The sequence below is a fragment of the Ruegeria arenilitoris genome (assembly GCF_013030265.1).
In the GTDB taxonomy this organism is placed as follows: domain Bacteria; phylum Pseudomonadota; class Alphaproteobacteria; order Rhodobacterales; family Rhodobacteraceae; genus Ruegeria; species Ruegeria arenilitoris_E.
This window is the reverse complement of sequence record NZ_WPZQ01000007.1, coordinates 284,677-301,267: the sequence shown is the minus strand read 5'-3', so window position 1 is coordinate 301,267 and position 16,591 is coordinate 284,677. Positions and strand designations below refer to the sequence as shown.

11 protein-coding genes and 2 pseudogenes are annotated in these 16,591 nt (G+C 50.0%); 6 read left to right on the top strand and 7 right to left on the bottom strand.

Annotated elements, in window-relative coordinates; translation table 11 throughout:
• Positions 1-38: 38 nt before the first annotated feature.
• Positions 39-446: pseudogene (locus tag GOX61_RS22625) on the top strand (AsmA family protein); the annotation flags it as partial.
• Between the two features lie 258 nt (positions 447-704).
• On the top strand, positions 705-2,690 hold the full coding sequence (locus GOX61_RS22460) for an AsmA family protein (RefSeq protein ID WP_367646969.1): 1,986 nt from the start codon (positions 705-707) through the stop codon (positions 2,688-2,690).
• 446 nt (positions 2,691-3,136) lie between these two features.
• On the opposite strand, the gene GOX61_RS14685 is transcribed toward GOX61_RS22460, so the two are convergent.
• Positions 3,137-4,003 (bottom strand): LysR family transcriptional regulator, encoded by an 867-nt coding sequence (locus GOX61_RS14685; protein WP_170334877.1) that lies wholly within the window; start codon positions 4,001-4,003, stop codon positions 3,137-3,139.
• Positions 4,004-4,210: 207 nt separating this feature from the next.
• Between GOX61_RS14685 and bla the strand changes: the two genes are divergently transcribed.
• Together bla and GOX61_RS22365 are read left to right on the top strand one after the other, a co-directional pair.
• Positions 4,211-5,074: a class A beta-lactamase gene (gene bla / locus GOX61_RS14680; RefSeq protein WP_170334875.1), complete on the top strand. Its 864-nt coding sequence runs from the start codon at positions 4,211-4,213 to the stop codon at positions 5,072-5,074.
• Between the two features lie 211 nt (positions 5,075-5,285).
• Positions 5,286-5,378, top strand: a pseudogene (locus GOX61_RS22365) (IS5/IS1182 family transposase); the annotation flags it as partial.
• Positions 5,379-5,411: 33 nt separating this feature from the next.
• Here GOX61_RS22365 and GOX61_RS14675 read toward each other — a convergent pair.
• The 5 genes from GOX61_RS14675 to GOX61_RS14655 all read right to left on the bottom strand — a co-directional run bounded on the left by GOX61_RS14675 (position 5,412) and on the right by GOX61_RS14655 (position 10,420).
• The gene (locus GOX61_RS14675) at positions 5,412-6,809 is read right to left on the bottom strand and encodes a sensor histidine kinase (RefSeq protein WP_217353873.1); all 1,398 of its coding nucleotides are present in this window, start codon (positions 6,807-6,809) and stop codon (positions 5,412-5,414) included.
• Positions 6,810-7,331: 522 nt separating this feature from the next.
• Positions 7,332-7,655 (bottom strand): hypothetical protein, encoded by a 324-nt coding sequence (locus GOX61_RS14670; protein ID WP_170334871.1) that lies wholly within the window; start codon positions 7,653-7,655, stop codon positions 7,332-7,334.
• A gap of 91 nt (positions 7,656-7,746) precedes the next feature.
• On the bottom strand, positions 7,747-9,117 hold the full coding sequence (locus tag GOX61_RS14665) for a sensor histidine kinase (protein ID WP_170334870.1): 1,371 nt from the start codon (positions 9,115-9,117) through the stop codon (positions 7,747-7,749).
• The gene (locus tag GOX61_RS14660) at positions 9,104-9,781 is read right to left on the bottom strand and encodes a response regulator (protein WP_155149619.1); all 678 of its coding nucleotides are present in this window, start codon (positions 9,779-9,781) and stop codon (positions 9,104-9,106) included. The genes GOX61_RS14665 and GOX61_RS14660 overlap by 14 nt, the downstream gene beginning before the upstream one ends.
• 111 nt (positions 9,782-9,892) lie before the next feature.
• A complete protein-coding gene (locus GOX61_RS14655; RefSeq protein WP_217353872.1) occupies positions 9,893-10,420 on the bottom strand; it encodes a roadblock/LC7 domain-containing protein in 528 nt (175 codons plus the stop codon).
• Between the two features lie 1,256 nt (positions 10,421-11,676).
• Between GOX61_RS14655 and GOX61_RS14650 the strand changes: the two genes are divergently transcribed.
• Entirely contained in the window at positions 11,677-12,165 is a 489-nt protein-coding gene (locus tag GOX61_RS14650) for a DUF922 domain-containing protein (RefSeq protein WP_170334868.1), read from the top strand.
• A gap of 400 nt (positions 12,166-12,565) precedes the next feature.
• Here GOX61_RS14650 and GOX61_RS14645 read toward each other — a convergent pair whose 3' ends face one another.
• A complete protein-coding gene (locus GOX61_RS14645; protein WP_254436875.1) occupies positions 12,566-14,938 on the bottom strand; it encodes an autotransporter family protein in 2,373 nt (790 codons plus the stop codon).
• 375 nt (positions 14,939-15,313) lie between these two features.
• Between GOX61_RS14645 and GOX61_RS14640 the strand changes: the two genes are divergently transcribed.
• The gene (locus GOX61_RS14640) at positions 15,314-15,820 is read left to right on the top strand and encodes a ClbS/DfsB family four-helix bundle protein (RefSeq protein WP_170334866.1); all 507 of its coding nucleotides are present in this window, start codon (positions 15,314-15,316) and stop codon (positions 15,818-15,820) included.
• Positions 15,821-16,591: the final 771 nt, after the last annotated feature.

The following is a 16,591-nucleotide window of genomic DNA, read 5'->3' as shown; positions in this document are numbered from 1 at the left end:
GCTACCCACTGGATGAATCGGAAATTTAGGAGAAGTACGTGCGATACGTTGCAAAAGGTATATTGATTTGTTTCGCTGTCGCGTGTGTCGCTATGTTGGCAGCTTGGCTTTTTCTGTCTTCTGCGTTGTTTTCTTCGGTCAGGACTACTTTCGTCGAAAAACTGATCTCTAACAAACTTGGTCAGGACGTTAGAATTGAAGATGAAGTGCGTCTGGGTCTTGGTCGGCAATTGCATGTGTCAGCGGCAGGGTTGGAACTACCCGGTTCTCCGAATGCTGAAGTGAACCTTGCAGCAATCGATGAGATAGAGTTTGAAGTGTCCGCACGCGACCTCTGGAACAGTAAACTGTCGCTGAGTGGTCTTTCAATCTCGGGTGTTCACCTGAACCTGATCACGGACAAAGATGGCTTCGGAAACTGGCAGTCCATTTCCCAAGCGGATGTTGAAGCCGGAAAGCCTGCTGATCCTCTAAATTTGCCTTTGGCCGGAATTTTAACGGACCACGAAATCGATCTGACCGATATCTCCGTTCTTTATCAAAGTGATCAAAACGGGCTTGAGCTGGATCTGAAACTTCCTGAGTTGCAATTGAAGCGCGATACGGAAACCGACGTTGCGACGGCAGTCGGGACCGGTTCGCTGAACGGAGAGAGGTTTGATCTGAACGCGACATTCCCCACGGAAGACCCGTTTCGGTTGGCGGTGAACTTCGAACAGATTTCGATTGTCGCCGAGGAAGTTCCTCAAGAGAACGGTCTGCAAGTGGCAACGACCGTAGAGATTGCCGAACTTGGCCAGCTTCTTGATATCCTGAAGCTGAGCCGCGTTTTGGAAGGTACAGGGAATATCGGCGCAACATTCACATCAGTCGACGGCGTAGCACGGATTGATGACCTATCTGTATTGGCGAAATTAGATGGCGGGCAAAGCCTTTCGCTGACGGGGCAGATCGGGGAACTGGGAAATCCGGAAGACGTATCGTTGACAACCCGCATTCGGTTATACCCTGAAGATGCTGAACCAGCCCCTGCCGCATCGCGATATGATCTTAAACTTATCGCGGTCGACATGGTTATCGACAGTGTGCCTGGGCAGGTGCCGCAGCGACAAATGGTCATAAAGACCAACGGTTTCACGTTGGACACGTCCGGCGAAGGCCCCCCACCGATTAAGTTCTCCGAGCTTTCCAGAACACCAGAAGGCGCCTTAAAGGTCGGAAACATCAACCTTAGAATTGGGAACCCAGCCGATCCGTTTATCATTTTGAACGGTTCGGTCGATGACGCTCTTCAGTTGCAAGGCATATCAGCAGAAGGCCTAATGGACATACCGGCAAGCAGTTTGATCTCGCCAGAATTGTTGGGACCAGACGACCAGCTTGGCAGGTTTTCCGGTGACTTCCATTTGAACGGCGACATCAATCAGCTTTCGCTGACGAATTTGGATGGAAAGACAAGCGATACGGACGTCTGGAACCTTGAGGTGCATGGCACTGTCGAGAATGTACTCAAATTCGAGGATCTGGATTTGGCAATTGATGTCTCAGTCCCATCCGGAGCGGACCTTTTGGAGGCACTGTCGCTTGAACGTGTGGAAACAGGGCAGGCTCGCCTTAAAATCAACCTCGTTAGCGAAGGCACTGATTGGAACGCGAGTGCCAATGTTGAGGTCGCCGACTCTATCTTGCAGATTATGGCCGATCTTGATGATGCAACAAGTGACCCGGTGCTTCAGGGTTCCATTGAGAGTGACCTGATAAAGATAGATCAGATCCGAACTATCGTTCAGGCTGCCGCACAGTTGCGGAAACTAGGCGGCCCAGAGCCGGAAGAGAAAGAAACTAAGAAAGAAGACGAGGGCGACCAAGGCGCGTTAAGAGATGTAACGCTTAAACCTATCGGGCGCTCAATTCTCTTGTCCGGTATGGACATGGATGTCGACGTTGACCTTCGGCACATCGAAGGTGCCAAGGGCATCAGCAGTTTGCAAAGCGAAGTGACGCTCAACAAAAACGAGCTTAAGGCAGGACCACTGAAGTTTGAATACGGAGGCGCTCATTTCGACGTCAGTGGGCAAATGGATCTGTCGAACGACGCGCATCTGCTCACGTTGACCGGCAAGGCAGGTGGCTGGCAGCTAGATGAAATTCTTCACAGCCTGAACTTCAAAAAGGGCGCAAGCGGCACGATCTATGCAGATTTTTCGGTGACCGGAGGAACAGATTCAGCCAAACATTTCGCTAATAGCATGAGCGGCAATGCCACAGTTTCAATGCGTGATGGCTCGATCGAGACCCAGCTTCTAGATCTGGCAGGGTTGGGGGTACTCCCATGGGTATTTACCAAGAAGAAACAAAAGGTTGCGCCAATCGTGTGTTTGCGCGCACCTATCAGTATTTCCAATGGAAAAATTTCGACGAAACAAACCACACTAGAAACAGATCATGTCCAAGTTGTCGTCTTCGGCGGTGTTGATATGGCGGGCAAGGTTTTGGACCTGAATCTACAGCCCCGCAAGATTGGCGAACCTCTTTCGAAAAGCCCCTGGCCAGTGACCTTAAAGGGCCCGCTAGCCAAACCGAAGATTAAGGTCAAAGACGGTCCGAAACGACTGAAACGGTCGGATGGTGCAGACAAAATGCCGGAACAAAGAAAACTATGCGTTCCGGATATATTGCAACTGCAGTAGTTGCGGAGGCGGTCAACTAAAGTACAAATCTAGAGTTCAGAAAGACAGACTATGCTTCGGAAAAGCAAATTCTGCTTTGGGCTCACAGCTAATCTTCACAGTGGAGGTCATCGGTTGGAGGTAAGAGCCCATATTCTATATCGCGGCAATTTACGAACCGCGCATCCCAGACATTCAATACATGGCGGTAACTGACAGTTGAGCGCAACAAAGTAAGCTCACGCTACGACACCACAATAGTCTGCTATTCAGTCACATTGCGTCGTATTTAAATACCCGCTCATCCTATTGAGACAACTCCGAATAGCTGAGGACACTGCGTAGATCGCTGAAGAGCAAGGCAAAAAGCGAGGCCCCGCAAGTGAACCGGGTCTCCGTGCAAAGAGCGGCAAAATCAGCCAAGAGTCCCGCAATGTTAGGAACATGATAAGGGGCGGTAGATTGAGTTACATAGCTGTTTTACAAAGCCAGGCTTCAAATGTCGCGAGGGCAGTGGTTGGCTCCTTGTTGGAGAGCCGCGTGCTCCAATACCTCCCCGTTGTGACTTCCGTATCGAAAGGGAGCACCAACCGCCCCTCGGATATCTGATCCTCAAACATGGCATAGGGCAAAAGTGCCACGCCAAAGCCTCTTGCCGCCAGCTCCGCCATGGCGACAGAAGAATCGTAGATTGGACCTTCGATATAGGGGGACACCATACCGGCTTCTCTAAACCAGATGGGCCATTCATCAGCGCGATAAGATCTTAGCAAACTTTGATTCAGCAAGTCTGCGGGGTCTTTGAGTGTTGACGCCACCGAGGGGGCACACATCGGTGTCAGCGGAGTTTCCATCAAAGGACGCGAGGTCAGTCCGGGCCAGCGACCAGCACCGAAACGGATCGCCAGATCGAGGCCCTCGCGGGCAATGTCGACTCGATTGTTGTTCGTAAAAAGGCGAACACTAATGCCTGGGTGGGCTGTTTCAAACTCAATCAAGCGTTCTGCGAGCCATCCGACGGCAAACGTCGTTACCACACCCACATTCAGCGTTTCATGATAACGACCATCCGCGAACCGATCCAAAACGCCACTGATGCGATCAAGACTCGTGGTCAGAACTGGCAGTAATGCCTCACCTTCCGGGGTGAGCAGCAGCCCCTTGGATGTCCTGTGAAACAGCTTTGCGCCGAGCTGCTCTTCCAAGCGTAAAATCTGATGGCTGACAGCCGCTTGGGTCACGCAAAGCTCCACGGCGGCATTGGTGAAACTGCCCTGTCGCGCAGCGGCCTCAAAGCTGCGCAGCGCATTGAGAGGGATGTTGGGGCGATCCATAGGCATTACTTTTTCTTATGCGGAGTTTGACAATTAGTCGTTTGTGCGCCGAATGAAAAGATTTTAGCACGATCCTCATGAATTGTATCAATGACAGTACAGTGATTTTCGAACGACGTATCATCGCAGAAACCTTCGCGGTTTGCCTTTTCAGCGTATTTGAAGGGACAAGAATTTACGTCTTCAAGAAGGAAGTAGGGAAGACCTATGAAGGCTTATGTTTGGGCAGTTCTGAGTGCCGCTTTGATCGCAGGGACTGCGGCTCCGTCGTGGGCGCAGCACCTACAACAGACTGTCACCACTTGGGAAAACCGTCTTGATGCGCGCATCGGGGTTGTGCTGCGCGACGCTTCTTCAGATTGGGAAATTTCCATGCGTTCAGAAGAGCGGTTTCCGATGTCGAGCACGTTCAAGTCCCTCCTGTGCGGCGCGGTTCTGGCGCGTGTGGATGCGGGGCAGGAAGATCTGAGCCGTCGCGTGACCTATTCGGCAGATGATCTGGTGACCTATTCCCCGGTGACCGAGAACCACCTGCAAAATGGGCTGACAGTTGGCGAACTCTGTGAGGCAACAGTGGCGCTGAGCGACAACACGGCAGGCAACCTATTGCTTGATACCGTGGGCGGTCCGGAGGGGCTGACCGCCTTCCTGCGCTATATCGGCGATCAGACCACACGTTTGGACCGCTGGGAAACAGCTTTGAATGAGGCGGCCCCTGGAGATCCTCGGGACACCTCTACACCTTCGGCGGTCCTAACTACATTGGAAGCGTTGCTTTTAGGCGATGTTCTGGAACCTTCGTCTGCGGCGCAGTTACGCCAGTGGATGATTGACGATCAGGTAGCCGATGCTTTGATCCGGACTCATCTTCCCGAAGGCTGGGTGATTGGCGATAAGACCGGGGCAGGTGGCAATGGCTCCCGCGCGATCATTGCATTCATCGAGCCGGAGGAGGGTGCTCACTACTTTGCAGCGATCTATCTCACCGAAAGTGATGCTGATTTCGCGCTTCGCAATCAGGTGGTTTCGGAAATTGGTCAGGCTATGATTGCTGAGATTAACGCCCGATAAATGCACGCATTGCGCTCTTGCGGCAAATAGAGCGAAGCCAAACGTCCTATGGCAGCAAGTCCGCCATCGCCCAGAAAATTGCGGGAGCAGCATTTATTGGCGGGGGCCACTGGATCGCTTTCCGCGGAAAGCTGACATTCATTCGCGGAGCATTTTGAATAGTGGGCTCATAGTCGACGTTCACCGCGGCAAGCATAGAAAAGTAGGCTCAGGCCACAAACAGCGCAGGACAACTGTCCGATACGACAAGCGCTGCTACAAACGCCGCAATCGGATTGAGATCATGTTTTCCAGAACCCAAAACGCCATGGCGGAATTGCTCAAATGTAAAGGCTTACTACGCAACTTCGAACTGAATTGAAACCGTGAATCCAGGTGAATTGTTTGTAGCCGCTAAGAGCGCTGAATGATGATCTGCAATAGCTTTCACCAGCGCCAAACCCAAACCGTTCCCAATACTGTTCCGTTCAGTGTCTAGCTTATAGAAAGGCACAAAAAGCTTACTCAGTGAGTTTTCGGGAACGCCGGGGCCATTGTCAATTACCGAAAGAGTAATGGTACTTTCTTCTTGTTCAACAGTCAGTAGAATTCTGGAATTCTCCGGGCAATGATCAATTGAGTTCTGTAAGAGGTTTGCACAGAGCTGTTTCAGCATACCCTCATCGCCTTCGATTAGTGTACGCCCCGATTGGTTATCCACAAAAGCGAGACTTTGGCTCTTCACTTCCGCAAGCGGGATCATATTCTCAACAGCTTCTCGACCCAATCTACTCAAATCCAGATAGCTGAACGCCTTGGAATTGTTTCCTTCTTCAATGCGGTTGATCCGCAAAACTGTTTCGAATGTCCATTTGAGACGATCAAGTTCAGATTGAATCTGGTTGATCGGTTCCATGGATTGACCATCCGAACGCAATGAATCCTTCGCTTCCTGAAGCGCGATATAAGCGTGGGTGAGCGGGTTTTTCAGATCATGTGCGATGGCGGCAGCGGCCGATCGCGTCGTGGACATCAAAACTGTCAGGTTGTCGAGATGGCCGTTCATTAGCCGAGCAATCCGGTCTATCTGATCATTGTTTTTCCCGACTGGGAGTCTTGCTTTGACTTCCCCTCTTGAGACCTTATTGAGCGTTTTCGCCATTTGATCGAGTTTACGATATGTTCTTATGCTGGAGATATAGCCGACCAACAGTGTGCACAAAGTCGCTCCCAACCCGATCGCTACCAAAGACCAGGCCAACGATCGAAGTGTGCTTTTTACAAATGCAAGATCGCGACCAACGACGATTACAAAGCCGCGGTAAGTTTGTACATTTACCCTATGGATACGCTTTTTACCTCCCAGAATAATCCCATCATCTTCGATTTCACCCCAACCCCGAAAGGACGGGTATTCGTCGATATTTCCAGCCAAACGCTTCCCTTGACTATCGAAGAGGCCAATCAAACTGGTGTCGAAAGGCAACCAGAGAGTCGCGTCATCAATCGCTTGCACGACATCGGAATCGTTGTCGTTATCGTCCAGAATCTCTTGAATGAAGCGCATTTCATCAATCAACAACGAGTCCATTTCCCGCTGCAAATCGCCACGAATTCTTTCAAATGTTAAAAATGCCAGTGCTGTAACTGAAAGGAGGATTACCACCGCTGCATACAATGCCGTAGTAAAGGCAGATCCAGATACAATATTTGAGCGTATCATTAGTCTTTCATCCGGTTTATCTGGCGACCCCATATGGTTTGGCTAACGGTAAACCTGTTCTGGCCGGTCAAGTGTGTGATCCGAAGGTTTTAGCCGCTATTTTTGTGGAAAAATGGGGAATTTGGCTGGATGTGTTGCAACACTGGTGATGCAGTCCGGGCCAAGTTTGAAAAGGTCAACGCCCTAGCATTCGTACAAGCTGCACTTGTCGGCGCACATCGGTCCACTTTTGACAACCAACATACAAGATGTTCTTCGCCCATTTCATTAAGCAAAGGAAAGTGGGTTTCGATGAGTTTGCAACGCGCCCCTCCGAGGGGGAGGAAGGGCGCGCTGTTTTGACTGAGGGAAGCTTGTTTACGAGTGAGTGGCCGTGCCCACACGGCACCGGTAGCACCCTTCAGGAGGGTTACGAGTGCTTCCTCAGTCGAGTATTCGGTTTCGAACCTGATGGCATCTTCTGCAACTTGAACTTGCCAATTAGTTTTCATCAACCTTACGATTCTGAAAAGCTTTTGCGGTCTGCTGTTATGAGCATCGAGCGATTTAACTTGATCATCCACCCTTTGTGCAATGCCCGTGATCTTCGAACGATTTGGCACCATGCGTGGACAACTCATAAGTCATAGTTGGAAAGTGCAGCACCATCGTCCAGACTTCGTCGGGCTTTATGTGGATGAATGTAACACCGTCCAGGCCGTGCGCGACGGAAGCCATACCTTCTATGTTCTGTACTATCAGTCGCGCCTCTGAGAGATCGGTATCTTGAAAGACCTGAATTACTTCTCCGTTTGTTTCTGACTTGCATTGGAATTCAGTCTCGTCCGCCAACGCCGTGCTCGCAGGCAAGAGTGCCATTAGGAATATTGTATTTTTCATCATTGTGTTTCCGATCAAAAAGTTAAGCTTTCAGGTTTGAGTGGTCCGGGTGATGGTTAGAAGTCTGGGCTGTACAATTTTTCGGCCTGTTTCATGCTGCAATCGGAGACCTCCCAAAGCTCACACAAATTCGCAGTCCCGGCCTTTTGTTTACTGCGGTGATTGTTGCCCCGTGTCGCATTGCGACGGCCTTCACAAGCGATAGGCCAAGCCCATTTCCGGTGTCGTTTCTTGGATGGTCAGATCGAAAAAAAGCGTCAAAAATCTTGTCGATTTGTGGTTCCGGAACCCCAGGTCCGTTGTCTTCAACAACCAGCTGTATCGCCTCAGACGTGGCCACTAGGGAAATCCTGATCCAAGATCCAGCAGGGCAATATCGGAGGGAATTGTTTACAAGATTGACGAGCAGTTGTTTCAGCAGGTTTTCGTCGCCTCGTACCAAAATCGTATCGGCGTTGTAGTCAGCCGTAATGTGTTTTCCAACGTCGACCGCAACGGGATAGAGCGCCTCTGCAACACTCTCAACGAGCGCACTCAGATTGACTGTTTTGAAGTTGTTCTCATGCGTACCTGCCTCAATTTGAGATACTTTGAGCACTGTATCGAAGACAGTTCCAATGCGTTTAAGGTGGAACTCTAAATCGTTGAGGCTTGGTCTCGGATCGCCACCATACTCAATTTCGCTATGTACCTGCTGCAAAGCAATGAACCCGTTCGTCAAAGGCACCTTTAAATCACGGGCAATTTTGACCGCGTTGGATTGAGTGCTGTTGAGCAAACTCAAAACCCAGTCGAGACGTCTGTTAACAAGCTGGAAAATACGATCGAAATGGTCGCCCTTATCTGTGACGGGAAGACGAACAACGGCGCTTTCCTCGATAGTCTGGTTGAGAGTTTTCTCAACCCAAGCGAGTCTCAGGAAACTCTGAGAACTGAAGTAATAACCGAGACCCAGAACAGAGGCGGTTGTCGCGAGCGTCAGCAGGAGCAACCCTTCCCACAGCGTTGTCAATGCCTGATTTAGTGATGTTAGACTTCGGGCAACCACCGTGCGATAGCCAAGAAATTCAGACGTGTGGAGCATATAAACAGGGGATGCTCCACCGATTTTGACGAAATCCGGATCAACTTCGTGCCAACCAATCTCGTCGGGTGACTTTGCGATTGATCCAGCCAAAGCGGAACCGCTCTGGTCGAACAGCGCGATCATGTGAAGCCCAGTTCGATTGGGATTATTTAAGTGTTCAATTGCTCGCTGAACTGCTTCAGAGCCTCCATCCAGCAAAATCTCATGAAACAGGAGCTCTTCGTCGAGGATTTGTTGCTGGAGATCAACGCGGAGCCTGTCTGCAAGGGCTAAGTAGGCAGCGTATCCAAAGACAGCAGTTATAATCCAGACTATTAATGCCGCGAAACAAGCCGTCCGGAACGGGGCACCAGAGAGAATGCTAGAGCGGCCCATGAAGGCTGTACCCAACGTTTCGAGACGTGTGCAAAAGTGGCGTCCCGAAAGGTTTGTCGATCTTCGATCTCAAGCGGCTGATATACGTTTCGATCACTGTAGAGCTTGGATCAAAATTGTAATCCCATACTTGTTCCAAGAGCATGTTGCGTGTCACAATCCGCCCTGCATTTCTCATCAAAACTTCCAACAGTGCAAATTCACGGGGCAGCAAGTCAATTGTAACATCTTGCCTTTTCACCACTCTGCTAAGCAGATCCATCGAAAGATCGTGGACTTGAAGCTTAGTTGTAGCAATGCTGGACGGTTGTCGTCTGATAATGCTGTTTAAGCGCGCCAGGAGTTCCGAAAAATGAAAAGGCTTAACCAGGTAGTCATCTGCACCTTCGGTCAAACCCTCAACTCTGTCCTGAACGTCTCCTATTGATGTGAGGAACAGAACCGGGGTCTGTTTTTTTGCGGCCCTCAGGGCCTTTAGAACGGAAAGGCCGTCCATTCCTGGCAGCATACGATCTAAGACTATGGCGTCACATTCATTGTACAAACAATATGAGAGCGCATCCCGACCATCATCGTACCACTCCACACTGAAACCGTTCGACCTCAGCCCCGAATTTACAAAGTCGGCGGTCTTTTTGTCGTCTTCTGCAACGAGTATTTTCATTAGAAGACCTCTGATCAAGCCGCTGGATCCGCTTGTCCCATTAACAAATACGAAGTTAAGTAAACTCAGCCATAACGGGATGGCTAAGTCCATTTGGCAAATCGTTGCAGACTAGAGGCTCAAGGTTTCTTCAACAGCTTTCACTTGTAACCGGGCTAGACCCAGATTGGCGGTCTTCTTGTCTAACGCGACATACACAAAAATGTTTGGGTTTTTGTCCAGTGGGCGGACCAGATGAAACTGCTTGCCAAGCGTGATCAGTATGTCCTCGATGGTATCGTTAAGCTTTAAAGCTTCGATCGCATGAAGTTTGGCGCGGACGACTTCAACATTCGCTGCGCCCGCAGTATCAAGGTCAAACTTGGAACCACCTTCTGCGCCTAGAGTAAGGCCTGTATCACAGTCGACGAGACAGGCCCCCAAAAGACCCTTGATTTCACTTAGTTTAGAAATGTCCAATGACATGTTTGGCTCCTTTTTGGCCTTGGGATTGTTGGTTTGAACCACACCGGACGCGTGATTGGCGGGACGAGCTCTGTTGTTTGCAGGTGGAATAGTAATGACGAGCCTCTGAACTAAGCCAAATCTCTCGTTAAATCTGGCCAGCACAGAGGTGGGCTCACCTTTGGGTTTCGACATTTGCTATCCAATTCTCGCTGAGTTCACGGAATTCGAATGTCGAACTACGGTCCTGTCACTTCGCACCAATTGGGCATGAAGAAACAGCTCATCAACTAAACTGTCATCCAAACGAGGGAGGTCAGCTGTCCTCCGGAGGGCGGAACATTTGAGATCTGATGTCACTTTCACAGCTTTTGCGCTTGTGTCAGGAGAATGATTGTCGCCTCTATGCAAGAAATTCAGTGCGGCGACGCAGGCGAGGGCCAAGTATTGGGCAGTGTTAGTTGAAATGGCCCATACACTCTCCGAACCCAGAAAGAATGCGGGCCACAAGTGACCTAGTTCGAAAAGAACGCCAGCCAAAACGGGCAAAACAAAACTTAGCATAGAACTCTCGCCTCGTTACCAAACGACTAAGTGGTCCGTAGAGTGCTAAGATTTTTAACTGTCTTTTCAGTCAGCTTAAAAATATGAAAGGTTTTGGTTGTTTATGTTGATGTTAGATGGAAGCCTGGGCGCAAACGGCTCATTTAATGTAACTACCAATGTTGAATGCATCACTAGGCGCGTGCGGGATGCGGCCTCAATAGGATGCTGTTTTTCCTTCATCTCTGGCGTTCTTGGCGATGTGCATGGACTGGCGGCAAGAGCCCTTAATTGTCATCGATCATACATCAGTCTTTTGCATGTGCGGCACGCCGCGAACCGTGCATTCCAGACGTTCAAAGTAAGGCAGCAGATAGCTGGTGAGCGGACTTTACTGCCGTTCGTTGAGTTTGCAGACCCATCCTGTTAGCCATCAACGAACGAAACTTGATTGAGGCTTGATATGAATATTGAAAAGTATGACTCACTACTTTCAAAGTATCATGAGATTTGGAGTTTCTGGCCTAAGTCACTGAACATTATTTTAACCCAGGCGTGTATTGTGGGGTTGGGCGGGTATTTGGTAAGTAGCCCGCTTGTAAAGTTCTTTGCAATCGGGTGGTTTTGCACGTTTTTTCCTTACGCTCTCTACAAAAGGTTCAGGCGCTAGATATTCCGTCAGCTTTGGATTCAACTCGGACATTGGCTCTGTCCCTTCTTGGCGTCAAACTTGCTTTATCGAGCTCCAAGAGATGTTCCTGGTACGATATGAGAAAGTATGCCCAATCCTAACACTCTGAATTCTCCGATAAGCGTTTGCGCAGGCTTGTCACTCGTGCCGTCTAGGTCTATCCGCTTGGCCACCCGAGTATCCGGCGGATCGTCCCTTGCGTTCAAAAGAGGTTGTGATGAAGTTCTTCGTTACCGCTCTGGTTCTAATGGCACTGTTCGGATGCTATGTGTATTTCGCGGGAATTGGGCGGCCAATATCCATTGAAGAAGAAACCGCACACTATGAAGTGGATGCGTTGAAATATACCGAAATGCTCAACCAGATTAAGACCCGTGGTCCTAAAGGGCACGCTGCCGTGACTGAGTGGAACGTTAGCTGGGACTGGAAGTGCAGAGTTTCCCTGGATGTGAAAACAACCTACCCTCAACATGTCAACTTAGAAGGGTTATCTACCTCACAGAAAGTAAGTTGGCATGAATTCCTTTCGAAACTAAGGCTCCATGAAAACTTCCATAAATTTGATGGGATCCAGGCTGCTCGCGACGTGTCTGATAACTGGTGCCTGGGAGCGCGGTTCATAGTAAAATATTGGGTAGCACAAAGCGAGATACTCGACTTGAGGACCGATCACGGGCGAACGGACGGTGTTGTGCTAAAGTTGTAGCATAAGCAAAGAACTGAACTTACCACCCAAGTCTGCACTCATTTTCGACCTCATTTATATCCATAGCTAGTAGTATTGCGTCTGTTCGCGAACCAGCGGCTTGACGAAAAAGCAACCATTCGTGCGCCTGAAAACACTGGTTGATTTGGGCTCAACGCTGCCCTTCTTTGCGGTGGGCGTCGATAGGACACTAGAGTCCATCGCTGCCGTTCTCTGATTTCTTGACCGCCGCGTCTTCATTCGTACGGTTTGAATAACCGGTAAAGACACTCATATCGTGAAGGACAATTTCGAACTAAGTCGACAATACTCCCGATGGCTAAGACTCACAGTTAGATGTAACATCAACGGTGGTCGATGCATGTCATGAGACATATGAGAACAAACCTCTACAGTTCAATCAGAACCGAACGCTAAGGTTTGCACCCAAGCCATGCTCTTGGCCGTTCGAACGTACCGAGTAGCCGTACCCTGCTGTTAGTCTTGCTTGCTCGGAGATTTGATACCCTAGCCCCAAACCAAGAACGAACCCGTTAGCGCCTCGGTTCTGCCCGACTTGCGTGAATGTCCCAAATATCGGGCTAGTAACAGTGATTTCATGCTCACTATCCTTGTTGGCAAAGAAGTCGTATTCGTAACGGGCAAAGGCTATAGGGGTGAGTAGTCCGTTGTCAGTCAAAAAGTCCTGTTGATAATCGAAGCCAATGGAAGCGACTAGGGACTCTGCATCCGCCTTATCAATTGAATAGTTGAAGTCGCCACCTCCGGTCTCTGTTCCAGACCCTTGTTGAATGCGTCCGTAGTTCAATCCAAAAACTGCAGAAACTCTTGCGCCGCTGTCCAGGTTAAACAACCTGCGTGCTTGGAGGCCGGCGTGAATACCTTCTTGGTCCAAATCTGACTTTGCCTCGCCTCCAGTAAAGCCATCAACGGAAGGGTTGTTCCGCTTGGCGTCGGTGTCACCGAACATGTAACCGATCAGCCCGGAAAACTCCCAGGTTCCGGTTATTGTACGCCCATAGACGCCCACGTGATAGCTGTCGGTCGAGAAGTCCTGATCGACTTGATCGTGCTCATCCATGGAGGATGTCCCGAAGCCTGCGTACACGCCGACCACACCTCTATCGGTACTTGCGACATCCGCTCCGACCAAAATGGTGCCCAGCGAATAGTCGAATGTCCCAAGACCGTTGCTTCCATCAACGTCCCCGCTCACATAGGCCGTGTCGATCCACCAGCGTCGATCAGAGCAGTCTATTGCGCCACTAGGACTCTGGACCGGGTCGATGCCACCTGAGGCAACGGGTCTGTCCTGATTGTTGAAACCAACCGATTGATACTTGCGGCAGTCAGCGTGGCTCAGCACAGTGTTGGTTATAAGGTCTAGTTGCTCAAGCCCAATGGTCAGGTTGGAGGAGTAAGGTTCAGCGTGCACACGATTAAACCCAGCTAAGCCTGAATTGGTGAGAGTATTGACAGCGGTACCTATTGTTGAGCCATTAGTAAGCCCCGTACCAGGCGACGTGTTTGTGGTGTTGGCAACCGCACCAGCAAGGTTGCTGGCATTTGGCGAATTGGTAACTACCGGGTTCTGCGGTAAGCTTGAGACTGGCAACGCGGTAAAAGCAATATCAATCTGACCATCTGCAGAGGGCGTATTCGCTATCGTCAGATGGGACAAAGCCGGAAGAGAGCCACCTGCAACAAGTGTTGGCGAATCTCCATCAAAACTCGAGGCTTGAAAAACCGTGTAGTTGTTGCCAGCAGCATAGTCCTGCGCAGTCAAACCGGGACGAGCGGCTTCGACTTGTATGGTAGCGCGGTTAATTCCTGTCACCGGGCCACTGGATGACACTAAGTCAGCTTTCTGACCGGCCGTCGGGTCGACTTCACTTATAAGCCTTGACCCAGTTTCAAAGGCGATTCCGCCACTATTGTTGAGCGTACCAATTGAAAAGCCCGGCGAAAGCACCCCTCCGTTCTTAACTGTGAAGTTGAATGCGTTTACGGTTCCCGTTCCGGCCAGCGTACCAAAATTCTCAAAATTTACGGTGTTCAAACTGCTTGTGGCATCAAGCCGAACAGTCGTGCCTGCCGCTATCGCAATATCGCTGGTTGAAGAAATCGAACTATTCTTAAGTGTGAAATCGGAGGCCTCGGCGACCCGAGTTTGGATATAGTACGCCCCGAAAACTACTTCGGTAGCTCCCATAACAGTCAGGTTGTCATAGGTTAAGGGACGATCTGACTGGAAGTAAACTTCAGTGGGGTCGATATTCGCGCCGTTGAACGGAGCGAACGTCATTGATCTGCCGGAACCAATCGAAGTTCCAATGAGGTTCACTCTGAGCTTCCCGTTGATGTTTGTTGCCAAGGCCTCCCGGGAAACAAAGTCTCCGCTTCCCGCCGCGACATCAACATTCAGAAGAGTTAACACTGAAGCATTACTCGGAACGGTATTTTGGCCAGGAACATACAACTCTATTTCACCAGAGGACGTGATGGTGGAGTTTCCAATTGTTAATCCTGTTATGGGTCCGTTTGGGATCGGTAGGCACGTTCGCTCGGTCGTCGAGATTGTTTGGTTAACTAGAGTGCTTTCAGAACCTGATGAATACTCAATCCGGGGAGAACCTAACTCCACGCACGCCTGTGAGCTTTGAGCGTGTGTGCCGACTGGCATAAAAAAACAAGCCAAGTTGCCCAATATGAACTTAATGAAAAAACCGTTCTGTTTGCTTCGTATTACACTTGCCTGGCCGCTGGCCTCCATCAGTCATCTCCTCTAGTGCTACAACGAGGCTATACCTTTGATAGTATACAGAGGTTTTGCGGGGATAGTTCATAAAAATCGAAGGTTTGAATGTTTATTCACCCACGACCTTTGTCGATATATGCAAGAAATTCCACCAAGGGTGCTCGCTAAGAACGGGAAAGCATAATTTTTCGCATTTCTGCCATTCATGATGCTCGATACTGCCAACGCAGCGAACTGCACATTCCAGACATTCAATTCTAGGCGGCAAATGGCGGGAGAAAGGCCTCTCGCTGCATCTACTTAAAAAGTCGCTACTGCTTAGTCAGACAAGACCAAGTGCCATTGACCCAAATCAAGAAACCAACCGGTTGAATGGTGTAGTGTTAAGCAATGCCTGCAGCAACGAACAAGACCGATTTGCTTGCCGTCTTCGACAAGGAATTGGCAAAGCTACGCAAGACGCTCGATAGCGTCGATGAAGCGCATTCCTGTTTGTCGACCCCTGAAGACGAAACCACGATCAAAGGTGTCATCGCTCACCGAACCCATTGGATGGGCATGTTCTACGGTTGGTACGAAGATGGCGTTGCGGGGCGCGAGGTTCATGTGCCAGCCAAGGGCTATAAATGGAACCAACTCAAAGAATACAACGCATCACTGTATGCGAGAGGCAACGAGACACCTTGGGCTGGCCTGCTCTCGGAGTTTGAGTCCGCCTGCGATAAACTGCGTCGTTTTATCGAAGCTCAAGACGATGTCACGCTTTACTCAAGTGGGGTGCACGCATGGACCGGTAAATGGTCCCTAGGTCGGTTTGCCGAGGCATCTGGTCCATCACATTTTCGGTCCGCCAACACCTACATCCGTAAGGCGCTGCGTAGCGCCAGCACAGGCTAGTTCTGCCGTTCGCAAAGCTGACTATCAAGATTTCAAGACAAACGTGGGCTCACCCCCGTCATTCTCTGCGACATGGCCCAACTGCTCGTTTGAACCCATTCCTGCCGTTTAACAAGCATCGATCTTTCGCATGTGCGGCACGTCGAAAACCGCATATTTCGGAAGTTCAGAGTCCGGTGTCGGATGGCAGATAAGCGGACTTTGCCGACTTTGACAAAGTTGTAATTTTATCGTTAGCAGAACCGAAACAACGCTCAGCAAAAGAGGGCTTGGCCTATTCTATGGCGCAATTCGAAGTTCGACTAATGTTTGAGTGGGGAGGGCCGTGTTTGTGGGGCATGAATGAAGCGACTCAATCCGCATTTGGGGGTTATTCAGACTTGGAGAGTTCCTTGCCTTTATCAAACGAGACAAAGGCGAAGCTAATTGAACTCATAACTGCTCACGATACAGCTCTAGATTGGGCAGATCCGGGTGGGCCTAGTCCTTGGTCAAAGAATGACTTTGACAAGTTCGAGGTCGAAGCGCACGCTATTCTCAAAACAATTCAAACCGAACTCGGTGACCAGTTCTTAGTTTGGTACGATCCGGTTGGAACAGCAGACCAAGGGTAACTTTGGGCTCACTGCCGCCTTTCTATGCGGTGGGCATCGATGGGAGATAAGAACCCCAACCTGCCGTTGATCCCTTTTCCGTGTTTCGCACATGCAGCAGACCGCAAACCGGACGTTCCGGACGTTCAAAACCAAATTTCTGATGGCCGCTATGCGG

Coding starts and splice junctions, on each gene's coding strand:
- GOX61_RS14670 (WP_170334871.1), bottom strand. CDS start 7,655: ATGAAAAATACAATATTCCTAATGGCACTCTTGCCTGCGAGCACGGCG.
- GOX61_RS14675 (WP_217353873.1), bottom strand. CDS start 6,809: ATGGGGTCGCCAGATAAACCGGATGAAAGACTAATGATACGCTCAAAT.
- bla (WP_170334875.1), top strand. CDS start 4,211: ATGAAGGCTTATGTTTGGGCAGTTCTGAGTGCCGCTTTGATCGCAGGG.
- GOX61_RS14650 (WP_170334868.1), top strand. CDS start 11,677: ATGAAGTTCTTCGTTACCGCTCTGGTTCTAATGGCACTGTTCGGATGC.
- GOX61_RS14645 (WP_254436875.1), bottom strand. CDS start 14,938: ATGGAGGCCAGCGGCCAGGCAAGTGTAATACGAAGCAAACAGAACGGT.
- GOX61_RS14665 (WP_170334870.1), bottom strand. CDS start 9,117: ATGGGCCGCTCTAGCATTCTCTCTGGTGCCCCGTTCCGGACGGCTTGT.
- GOX61_RS14640 (WP_170334866.1), top strand. CDS start 15,314: ATGCCTGCAGCAACGAACAAGACCGATTTGCTTGCCGTCTTCGACAAG.
- GOX61_RS14660 (WP_155149619.1), bottom strand. CDS start 9,781: ATGAAAATACTCGTTGCAGAAGACGACAAAAAGACCGCCGACTTTGTA.
- GOX61_RS14685 (WP_170334877.1), bottom strand. CDS start 4,003: ATGGATCGCCCCAACATCCCTCTCAATGCGCTGCGCAGCTTTGAGGCC.
- GOX61_RS14655 (WP_217353872.1), bottom strand. CDS start 10,420: ATGTCGAAACCCAAAGGTGAGCCCACCTCTGTGCTGGCCAGATTTAAC.